Annotated in this window: 8 protein-coding genes; all 8 read left to right on the top strand. The window is 40.4% G+C overall.

Going from position 1 to position 11111, the window contains the following annotated elements; genetic code table 11:
• Positions 1-46: 46 nt before the first annotated feature.
• Entirely contained in the window at positions 47-1210 is a 1164-nt protein-coding gene (locus NST66_RS25225; protein WP_028411968.1) for an acetyl-CoA C-acetyltransferase, read from the top strand.
• Positions 1211-1225: 15 nt separating this feature from the next.
• On the top strand, positions 1226-2080 hold the full coding sequence (locus tag NST66_RS25220; RefSeq protein ID WP_028411969.1) for a 3-hydroxybutyryl-CoA dehydrogenase: 855 nt from the start codon (positions 1226-1228) through the stop codon (positions 2078-2080).
• 12 nt (positions 2081-2092) lie between these two features.
• Positions 2093-3220 carry an acyl-CoA dehydrogenase gene (locus tag NST66_RS25215; RefSeq protein WP_028411970.1) on the top strand — a complete coding sequence of 376 codons (1128 nt, stop codon included), beginning with the start codon at positions 2093-2095 and terminating at the stop codon, positions 3218-3220.
• 11 nt (positions 3221-3231) lie between these two features.
• Entirely contained in the window at positions 3232-4365 is a 1134-nt protein-coding gene (locus NST66_RS25210; RefSeq protein WP_013059833.1) for an acyl-CoA dehydrogenase, read from the top strand.
• A 27-nt stretch (positions 4366-4392) separates the two neighbouring features.
• Entirely contained in the window at positions 4393-5037 is a 645-nt protein-coding gene (locus NST66_RS25205) for a TetR/AcrR family transcriptional regulator (protein WP_014457745.1), read from the top strand.
• The gene (gene icmF, locus NST66_RS25200) at positions 5034-8276 is read left to right on the top strand and encodes a fused isobutyryl-CoA mutase/GTPase IcmF (protein WP_098112253.1); all 3243 of its coding nucleotides are present in this window, start codon (positions 5034-5036) and stop codon (positions 8274-8276) included. The genes NST66_RS25205 and icmF overlap by 4 nt, the downstream gene beginning before the upstream one ends.
• A gap of 349 nt (positions 8277-8625) precedes the next feature.
• On the top strand, positions 8626-9162 hold the full coding sequence (rpoE, locus tag NST66_RS25195) for a DNA-directed RNA polymerase subunit delta (RefSeq protein WP_033580392.1): 537 nt from the start codon (positions 8626-8628) through the stop codon (positions 9160-9162).
• A gap of 320 nt (positions 9163-9482) precedes the next feature.
• On the top strand, positions 9483-11090 hold the full coding sequence (locus NST66_RS25190) for a CTP synthase (RefSeq protein WP_033580393.1): 1608 nt from the start codon (positions 9483-9485) through the stop codon (positions 11088-11090).
• The last annotated feature ends 21 nt before the right edge of the window (positions 11091-11111 follow it).

The following is an 11111-nucleotide window of genomic DNA, read 5'->3' as shown; positions in this document are numbered from 1 at the left end:
TTCAATCGGCAAGGACAAAGAGTAGGAAAAAGGGGAGGAAACAATAGTGGGGAAAACAGTTATTGTGAGTGCAGTTCGAACACCTTTTGGAAAATTAGGTGGCAGCGTAAGCGGACTAAAAGCGGCAGAACTAGGGGGGAGAGCGATTCAAGCAGCATCAAAGGGACGTACAGAAATTGATTCCGTTATTATGGGGTGCGTGCTGCAAGGGGGCCAAGGACAGCTACCTTCTAGGCAAGCCATGCATTATGCAGGTTTACCGTGGCAAGTAGAGACGGAAACCATTAATAAAGTTTGTGCATCGGGTATGCGCAGTATTACAACTGCTGATCAGCTGATTCGATTAGGAGAAGCAAAAACAATCATTGCAGGTGGAATGGAATCGATGAGTAACGCGCCGTATCTTCTTCCAAAAGCAAGATGGGGATTCCGGATGGGAGATAGCGTGGTGACGGATTTGATGGTTCATGACGGTTTGACATGCAGCTTTACAGGGGTGCAAATGGGTACGTATGGAAATCAAATAGCTTCTGAAATGAATATTTCCCGAGAAAAGCAGGATGAATGGGCGCTTCGCAGTCATCAATTAGCGGTAGAGTCAGAAGAAAAAGGGAGATGGGATGCAGAAAGAATTTCAGTTGATATTCCGTCTAAAAAAGGAACGATAACGGTTCAAAAAGATGAAGGACCAAGAAAAGATACGTCGTTAGAAAAACTCTCGTCTCTTCGGCCTGTATTTGGCCACAGTGGAACCATTACAGCAGGAAATGCACCTAGCGTGAATGACGGAGCAGCTGCGCTCATGCTAATGGATGAAGATGTGGCGAAAGCAAATGGCTATGAGCCGTTGGCTACGATTATAAACCATACTTCTCTTGCGATGGAGCCAAGGGAATTTCCGAAAACGCCTGGGTTTGCTATTAACAAGCTACTGCAAAAAACAAAGAAGACAGTAGACGATATTGCGCTGTTTGAAATCAATGAAGCTTTTTCAGCAGTAGCATTAATGAGTATGGAGATTGCAGGGCTTCCGGCTGAAAGAGTAAATGTGAACGGCGGGGCAGTGGCACTTGGACATCCGATTGGAGCAAGCGGCGCCCGTATTGTTGTAACGCTCATTCATGAATTAAGACGACGAGGCGGCGGACTAGGCATTGCTTCTATTTGCAGCGGCGGCGGCCAAGGTGATGCCATCATGGTAGAAGTGTAAAAGGGGGAAATCAACTTGAATATTGAAACAGTTATGGTTATTGGAGCAGGTCAGATGGGAGCAGGCATTGCGCAAGTATTTGCTGCGAACGGATATCAAGTTTCTTTGTATGACGTTGATCAAAAAAATACACAAAAAGGAATAGAAGGTATTGATAAACGTCTGAAAAAACAGGTGGAAAAAGGTTCTCTCTCAGCTAAGGAATATGAAGGGATTATGGAGCGCCTTCACTTGGCAAATGAAATAACAGCAGCACAAAAAGCAGATTTAATCGTCGAAGCGGTTGTGGAAAAGATGGAAGTCAAGCAAGCCATTTTTGCGGAGTTGGATTCGTTAGCCCCGAGTCATACTATTTTAGCAACCAACACGTCTTCGCTTCCTATTACTGAAATTGCAGCTGTGACCACTCGACCTGAAAAAGTAATTGGCATGCACTTTATGAATCCTGTTCCCGTGATGAAGCTCGTTGAAATTATTAGAGGGCTGGCTACTGCTGATGAAGTGTATCAAGCAGTCTATGAAACAACAAAAAAATTAAATAAAACCCCGGTGGAAGTTCATGATTTTCCAGGGTTTGTTTCAAATCGAATTTTAATGCCAATGATTAACGAAGCTGTGTTTACGCTCTATGAAGGTGTAGCAAACGAAGAGGATATTGATCAAGTGATGAAACTAGGAATGAACCATCCAATGGGACCTTTGACATTAGCAGATTTCATCGGCCTCGATACATGTTTGTTTATTATGGAAACGCTCCATAAAGGGTTTGGTGATGACAAATATCGTCCTTGTCCATTGCTTAGGAAATATGTAAAGGCAGGATGGCTTGGTCGAAAAACAGGAAAAGGATTTTTTACGTACGAAACATAAAGGAGTGGCAAAATGATCTTTTTTACGTCTGAACAACACATGATTAAAAAGATGGTAGCTGATTTTAGTGAAAAAGAAGTCGCTGCGGCTGTGCCAAACATGGAGAAGGGTGAATTTCCTCGAGGTTTATTAAAGCAGATGGCTGATCTTGGCCTGATGGGCATTCCCGTTCCTCAAACATACGGAGGAGGTGGACTGGACTTTGTGTCATACATGATTGCCATCCACGAAATATCAAAAGTAAGTCCAGCCCTCGGCGTCATTTTGTCTGTTCATACTTCTGTAGGTACGAATCCTATTGTCGTATTTGGGACGGAAGATCAAAAACAAAAGTATGTAAAAAAACTTGCGACAGGTGAATATTTAGGTGCTTTTTGCCTAACAGAACCTAGTGCAGGGTCTGATGCCGCAAGCCTAAAAACAAAAGCAGAACGAAAAGGAGACCACTATCTTTTAAATGGGTCAAAGCTTTTCATTACAAACGGGGGAGAAGCGGATACATATATTGTATTTGCTAAAACGAATCCCGAACGCGGGTCGAGAGGGATGAGCGCCTTTATCGTTGAAAAGACGATGGAGGGATTTTCAGTAGGAAAAGATGAACATAAAATGGGTCTTCACGGTTCTCGAACGGTTCAACTGCACTTTGAAAATATGCAGGTGCCTGTAGAAAATCGTCTCGGAGAAGAAGGTGAAGGATTTCGAATTGCTATGGCTAATTTAAATGCTGGAAGAATTGGTATTGCTGCTCAGGCGGTAGGAATTGCTGAAGGTGCGTTAACGGCAGCCAAAAACTATGCAAATGAACGATATCAATTTGGAAAGCCGATTTTATCTCAGCAGGGAATTGCCTTTAAACTGGCTGATATGGAAACGGCTGTTGAATCAGCGAAGCTTTTAATGTACAGAGCCGCTTTTTTATATGATCAAAAACTTCCTTGCAAAAAAGAAGCCTCAATGGCGAAATTGTTTGCTTCCCAGACGGCTATGAATGTAGCAATCGATGCGATTCAAGTTTTGGGAGGCTATGGTTATATGAAAGATTATCCAGTAGAGAGGTATTTTCGTGACGCCAAAGTGTGCGAAATCTACGAAGGTACAAGCGAAATTCAGCGCATTGTCATTAGCAGTCAACTATAGGGGGAATAATCATGTTTTTTAAACTTTCAGAAGAGCACGAAATGATTCGAAAAATGGTGCGAGACTTTGCCAAAAACGAAGTGGCTCCGACAGCTGCACAACGAGATGAAGAAGAGCGTTTTGACAGAGGAATCTTTACACAAATGGCTGATCTAGGATTAACAGGTATTCCATGGCCAGAGCAATACGGAGGAATCGGCAGTGACTATCTAGCTTATTGCATTGCCGTTGAAGAACTATCTAGAGTATGTGCATCAACAGGCGTTACGTTGTCGGCTCATACTTCTCTTGCCGGCTGGCCAATCTATACATTCGGAACAGAAGAACAAAAACAAAAATACCTGAAACCTATGGCAACGGGTGAGAAAATAGGTGCTTATGGGTTAACGGAACCGAGTGCTGGATCAGACGCAGGAGGAATGAGAACGCTCGCTGTAAAGGACGGAGAAGATTATATTTTAAATGGTTCTAAAATCTTTATTACAAACGGCGGCGAAGCGGATATTTACGTCGTATTTGCTCGCATCGATCCTAATGAAAAACGCACGAGCGCTTTTATTATTGAAAAAGATATGCCGGGATTTTCAGTTGGTAAAAAAGAAAAGAAACTGGGCATTCGCTCCTCACCTACCACAGAAATTATTTTCGAGGATTGCCGTGTTCCAAAAGAAAATTTGCTAGGAAATGAAGGAGAAGGATTTAAAGTTGCCATGATGACGCTAGATGGCGGCCGAAATGGTATTGCAGCGCAGGCGGTAGGAATTGCTCAAGGAGCGTTAGATGCGGCGGTGGCTTATGCAAAGGAACGTCAGCAATTTGGAAAGCCCATTATTTCTCAGCAAGGAATTGCGTTTAAGTTAGCCGACATGGCCACGAGTATAGAAGCTGCCAGACTGTTAACCTATCAAGCTGCTTGGCTCGAGTCTCAAGGGCTGCCATACGGCAAAGAATCAGCCATGTCAAAATTATATGCTGGGGATACAGCAATGAAAGTAACGACAGAAGCTGTTCAAGTATTTGGAGGGTACGGTTATACAAAAGATTATCCAGTAGAACGTTTTATGAGAGATGCAAAAATCACGCAAATTTATGAGGGTACACAAGAAATTCAGCGTCTCGTCATTTCTAGGTATCTTGCTAAATAAAACACTTGTTGTAGGAGAGGTGAAAAAATGAAAAAGAGAGAAGTTCTCACATCCATTAAAGATGAAAAGCTGATTGTAGAGCGTCGTAATCAAATGATTAAAGGGGCCGTCACGCTATTTAAGGAAAAAGGTTTTCACCGAACAACAACAAGGGAAATTGCCAAAGCCGCTGGGTTCAGTATCGGTACACTTTACGAATATATTCAATCTAAAGAAGATGTTTTATATCTTGTATGTGACAACATTTACGACGAAGTGAGAGAGCGATTAGAAGAGATGGTAGTGGATCGTTATACAATCGCTGAGCTTCAACAAGCGATTCAACACTATTTTAAAGTTGTAGATGAGCTTCAAGATGAAGTATTAGTTATGTACCAAGAAGCGAAATCGCTGTCTAAAGATGCGCTTCCATATGTATTAAAAAAAGAGCTGGATATGGTTGAAATGTTTAAGGTTATTATCGAAGGCTGCGTAGAAAACAATCAATTTGCACTTACGGATAAAGAAATTTCGCTGTTTGCTCATCATTTATTTGTTCAAGGTCAGATGTGGGCATTTCGCAGATGGTGGCTGCAAAAGCATTATTCACTAGAAGAATATACAAATATGCAGTTGGATTTTTTACTTAAAAATTTTTCATTTCAACAACTGTGTGAGGGGGAGACAGTTTGAATACAAGCAAAAGACCGCTTCGTTTTTTAACCGCTTCTAGCCTGTTTGACGGCCACGATGCGTCTATTAATATTATGAGACGGATTCTTCAAGCCAAGGGGGTAGAAGTCATTCATCTGGGGCATAACCGATCTGTTGAAGAAATTGTTAACGCTTCCATACAAGAGGATGTTCAGGGGATCGCCATTTCTTCTTACCAAGGCGGCCATGTAGAATATTTTAAGTATATGTACGATTTACTCCAAGAACAACAGGCTTCTCATATTAAAATTTATGGCGGCGGCGGCGGGGTAATTATTCCGAGTGAGATTCAAGAGCTTCATGATTACGGCATCTCTAAAATCTTTTCTCCGGAAGATGGACGAAAAATGGGGTTAGAAGGCATGATTCAATTCATGATCGATGATTGTTATTACACAAATCCCCCTGCACTGCCGAATGATCGAACCTTAACGCCGGCTAATGACCGTTTAATTGCCCAGCTTATTACATGTGCTGAAAATGAAGCCTATGAATACACAAAAGAGCATGCAGCCGCTCTTGAAGAAATACGAGAAAGTGTAATCGACAGCGAGACAGATCAAAAAATACCGGTTATTGGAATCACAGGAACAGGAGGAGCGGGGAAAAGTTCGCTTACGGATGAATTAGTAAGAAGGTTTATTGAACATATTCCAGATATTCATGTAGCTGTTTTATCCGTTGATCCAACTAAACAAAAGACCGGAGGAGCGCTTCTTGGGGATCGAATTCGCATGAACATCGCAGCGTCTCCTCGTGTGTATATGAGAAGTTTGGCCACGCGTTCATCTGGACATGAGCTATCGGCGGCCATTCGAGATGGAATTGCCGTCGTGAAAAAAGCGGGCTTCGACATTATCATTGTCGAAACAAGCGGCATCGGGCAAGCTGATGCTCAAGTTAAAGATATTGCAAACGTCTCTCTTTATGTCATGACAAGCGAATTTGGCGCGCCGTCGCAGTTAGAAAAGATTGAAATGATTGATTACGCAGACTTTATTGTCATCAATAAATTTGAAAAAAAAGGTTCCGAAGACGCAAAAAAACAAGTGCAGCGTCAATATCAGCGCAATCATCAGCTGTTTGAAAATAGTCTCTCTACGATGCCAATTTACGGAACAATCGCGAGTCAGTTCAACGACGGGGGAACAAATATTTTATTTGAAGATCTTGTAAATCATCTGTATCAAACATACCGTACGTCTTGGCACGTAGAAAAATCATCAGAGCGCGTAAGTGAAAAGAAATATACCATCATTCCTAATGATCAACAGCAATATTTACAGGAGATTGTAAACAGCGTTCGCTCTTATCACCGCAATACGGACGTTCAAGCGCAAACAGCGCGTAAATTTTATCAGCTAGAGGGTGCTCTCGAAGAAGTGGAAACAGAAACAGCCAAGCAAGAGCTCACTCAGCTAAAGGAGAAATATCAAAAACAGCTAACGGCCGAATCGATTGAAAAGCTGGAAAACTGGCCTAAATTAAAAAGTCAGTATCGGCAAGAAGAACTTATTACAAAGGTAAGAAATAAAGAAATTAAAACGTCTTTGCAAGTTGATACGCTATCAGGACTGCGTATTCCGCGCGTGGCCCTTCCAAAGGTTGATGAATACGGGGAAGTTCTTCGTTTTCTTTATAAAGAAAACGTGCCAGGTGCATTTCCATACACAGCAGGTGTTTTTCCGTTCAAACGAAAAGGTGAAGATCCTAAGCGTCAATTCGCAGGTGAAGGAACACCAGAACGAACCAATCGCCGCTTTCACTATTTGTCAAAAGATGATGAGGCCAAGCGTTTAAGTACAGCGTTTGATTCTGTAACGCTTTATGGAGAAAATCCGGATCCAAGGCCGGATATCTTCGGGAAAATTGGCGAAAGCGGCGTAAATGTCTGTACGCTTGATGATATGAAACTTTTGTATAAGGGATTTGATCTTTGCCATCCTTCGACTTCCGTTTCGATGACGATTAATGGGCCGGCTCCGATATTATTAGCTATGTTTATGAATACAGCTATCAGCCAGCAGGTAGAAAAGAAAGAAGAAGAATTAAAGCGTCCTTTAACGGAACAGGAATACGAGGAAGTAAAATCGGGTACGTTGAAACAAGTAAGAGGAACCGTTCAAGCGGATATTTTAAAAGAAGATCAAGGCCAAAATACGTGTATTTTTTCCACAGAATTTGCGTTAAAAATGATGGGAGATATTCAGCAGTACTTTATTGACGAGAAAGTGCGCAACTATTATTCTGTGTCTATTTCAGGCTATCATATTGCTGAAGCAGGGGCGAATCCAATTTCTCAGCTCGCGTTTACATTAGCCAACGGTTTTACGTACGTGGAATATTACTTAAGCCGAGGGATGCATATTGATGATTTTGCTCCTAATTTATCGTTTTTCTTTAGTAATGGACTTGACCCTGAATACACGGTTATTGGACGTGTGGCAAGAAGAATATGGGCAATTGTGATGCGTGATAAATACGGCGCAAATGAACGCAGTCAAAAGCTTAAGTATCATATTCAAACATCCGGCCGATCGCTTCATGCACAGGAAATTAATTTTAATGATATACGTACGACGCTCCAAGCCTTAATGGCTCTTCATGACAACTGCAACTCTCTTCATACCAATGCGTATGATGAAGCAATTACAACACCGACAGAGGAATCTGTACGTAGAGCGATGGCCATTCAACTAATCATTACAAAAGAGCATGGACTCACTAAGAATGAAAATCCATTACAGGGCTCTTTTATTATTGATGAACTAACAGACTTGGTAGAAGAAGCGGTATTGGCTGAATTTCAACGCTTAAATGATCGAGGCGGCGTTTTAGGTGCGATGGAAATGCAGTATCAGCGAGGTAAGATTCAAGATGAATCCATGGAATACGAGATGCAAAAACATACGGGAGCTTTACCTATTATAGGAGTAAATACGTATATTAATCCAAATGAAGAGGAAAGTTCCTCAGTTGATGACATGCAGTTAGCCCGCGCATCAAAAGAAGAAAAAAATCATCAAATTAATCAGCTTCAGAAGTTTCAACAGCAGCATGAAGAAAAAAGAGAAGACGCGCTGAAAAGGTTAAAGAAAGCTGCAACAGAAGGAGAGAACATTTTCAAAGAGTTAATGGAGACTGTTAAAGTAGCCAGCTTAGGAGAAATTACGCGAGCTTTATATGAATGCGGTGGGCAATATCGTCGAAATATGTAATAATGTATCGTTAGTATATAGTGATATATTAAAAGCCGCGATGACTATTTTTGGTCATCGCGGCTTTTATAGACTTAACCCTAACGGACTCAGAATAACTGATGGTGAATTCCTTTTGGTCAAAGGATACTGTTGGTGTATCAAGTAGAATGTATTATAGTAATAAAATGTCTATTTTTTCGTTGTTTTATGCGAAATTCTCGAGAATTTTAGAAACGAGGCTAGCATAAATGTATTGAATTTGTTTATAATGAATGGTATGTATTTATTCGTTTCCATCATTTACACATATGATGAATTGATTTAATAGATTTTCGATATACATAGCCATAGAAAGGATGTGCCAGATTTGAGTTTAGCACAGTACTCAAAAACGGATTTAAAAGAAATGTCGATGATTGAGATTGCTTACGCGCTTCTAGAAGAAAAAACAGATCGTCAAGCAATGTCATTCCAAGAAATTATTGCTGAAATTAAAGCAGCAGCGGAAATGTCAGATCAAGAATTAAAAACGAGATTAGCTCAGTTTTATACAGATATTAATATTGATGGTCGCTTTTTAACAGTAGGGGACAACCATTGGGGTCTTCGTGGATGGTATCCTTTTGACCAGGCTGAAGAAGAAGTTATTCCGGTTGCAAAACCTAAAAAGAAAAAAGCGAAAAAAGCTGTTGTTGAAGAAGTTGAAGACTTTGATGATCTAGAAGAAGATTTAGATTATGAAGATGTTGACGATCTAGACGAAGAAGAAGATTTTGAAGACATCGACGAGCTAGAAGAAGATGAAGATGATCTTGCAGAAGATGATTTTGACGATTTAGAAGATGATCTAGACGATGATGAGGAAGATGAAGAAGACGATTATGAGGACGAAAAAGAAAAATAATCCTTCTTGACTTTTTCAAGCGAAGTAGGTAGAATCTTTTTTGGGCTCTTTAAACAAGCATTTAAAAAGTTTTTATTTAAAATAGACTATTGCTCCCAATCCAGTTTTGGTATTGGGAGCAATTTTTTTATTTTATTTATCAATGTTTTACACCCCGATATGTTCTTATAAATCCTTGATAGAAACTTTCTTTTGGTTCTTGAACGTTTCACATTCATAAGGTTTCTTATAATTTCGCATGCACAATGAATGAATTGTGATTGTTTATGTGAAAACTTTTAATATTGTACAGTTCAAATTATTTAGAGGGGGAAGTATAGATGACAAAGTATATTTTCGTAACAGGCGGTGTTGTATCATCTCTAGGAAAAGGGATTACAGCAGCTTCTTTAGGCCGTTTATTAAAAAACCGTGGGTTGAACGTAACGATTCAAAAGTTTGATCCATACATTAACGTAGACCCAGGAACAATGAGTCCATACCAACACGGTGAGGTATTCGTAACAGATGACGGCGCGGAAACAGACTTAGACTTAGGTCACTATGAGCGTTTTATCGATATCAACTTAAATCGCTACAGCAATGTAACAACAGGTAAAGTATATTCAACAGTATTGAAAAAAGAGCGTCGCGGTGATTATTTAGGCGGAACAGTTCAGGTTATTCCGCACATCACAAATGAAATTAAAGAACGCGTTTTCCGTGCAGGCAAAGAAACAAACGCAGATGTTGTTATTACTGAAATCGGCGGAACGGTAGGAGATATTGAATCACTTCCTTTCCTAGAGGCTATTCGTCAAATCAAAAGCGATATTGGCCGTGACAACGTTATGTATATTCACTGTACACTTGTGCCATATTTAAAAGCGGCTGGTGAAATGAAAACAAAACCAACACAGCATAGTGTAAAAGAATTACGTAGCTTAGGTATTCAGCCAAACGTGATTGTTGTTCGTACAGAAATGCCAATTTCTGAAGATATGAAAGATAAGCTAGCTTTATTCTGCGACATTGATCCAAAAGCAGTTATTGAGTGTGCAGACGCTGAAACATTATATGAAATTCCACTATCTCTACAAGAGCAGCACTTAGATCAAATCACATGCGATCACTTGAAATTAGATTGCAAAGAGGCAGAAATGACTGAGTGGAAAGCACTTGTTGAGAAAGTAAAAGGACTTTCAAACACAACAAAAATTGCATTAGTTGGTAAGTATGTAGAGCTTCAAGATGCTTATATTTCTGTTGTAGAAGCAATGAAACATGCTGGATATGCATTCGATGCAGATGTAAATATCAAGTGGGTAAATTCTGAATTTGTAACAAAAGAAAATGTTCAAGATTTACTTGGTGATGTAGACGGTATCTTAGTTCCAGGTGGATTTGGGGATCGTGGAATCGAAGGTAAAATTGTGGCAACACAATATGCACGTGAGCAAAAAGTTCCATTCTTAGGTATTTGTTTAGGTATGCAGCTAGCATCAGTTGAGTTTGCACGCAATGTATTAGGATTAGAAGGCGCACATTCAGCAGAAATTGCACCTGAAACAAATTATCCAATTATCGACTTATTACCGGAACAAAAAGACGTAGAAGACTTAGGTGGTACATTACGCTTAGGATTATATCCTTGTAAATTGTCTGAAGATACGCTTGCATATGAAGCATATCAAGATGAAGTGGTGTATGAGCGTCATCGTCACCGCTATGAATTTAACAACGAATATCGCCAGCAAATGGAAGAGAAAGGCTTTATCTTCTCTGGTACAAGCCCGGATGGCCGTTTAGTTGAAATTGTAGAGCTTAAAGACCACCCATGGTTCTTGGCTTCACAATTCCACCCAGAATTCACGTCTCGTCCAACAAGACCGCAACCATTGTTCAAAGAATTTATTCGCGCATCAATGGAGTCAGGCCAAAACAAATAAGTGAAATAAAAACACGCTGTC

The sequence above is a fragment of the Priestia sp. FSL W8-0524 genome, from assembly GCF_038005965.1.
Taxonomy (GTDB): Bacteria; Bacillota; Bacilli; order Bacillales; family Bacillaceae_H; genus Priestia; species Priestia zanthoxyli.
Note: the sequence above shows the minus strand (reverse complement) of the source record. Positions and strands in the feature narration are given on the sequence as shown.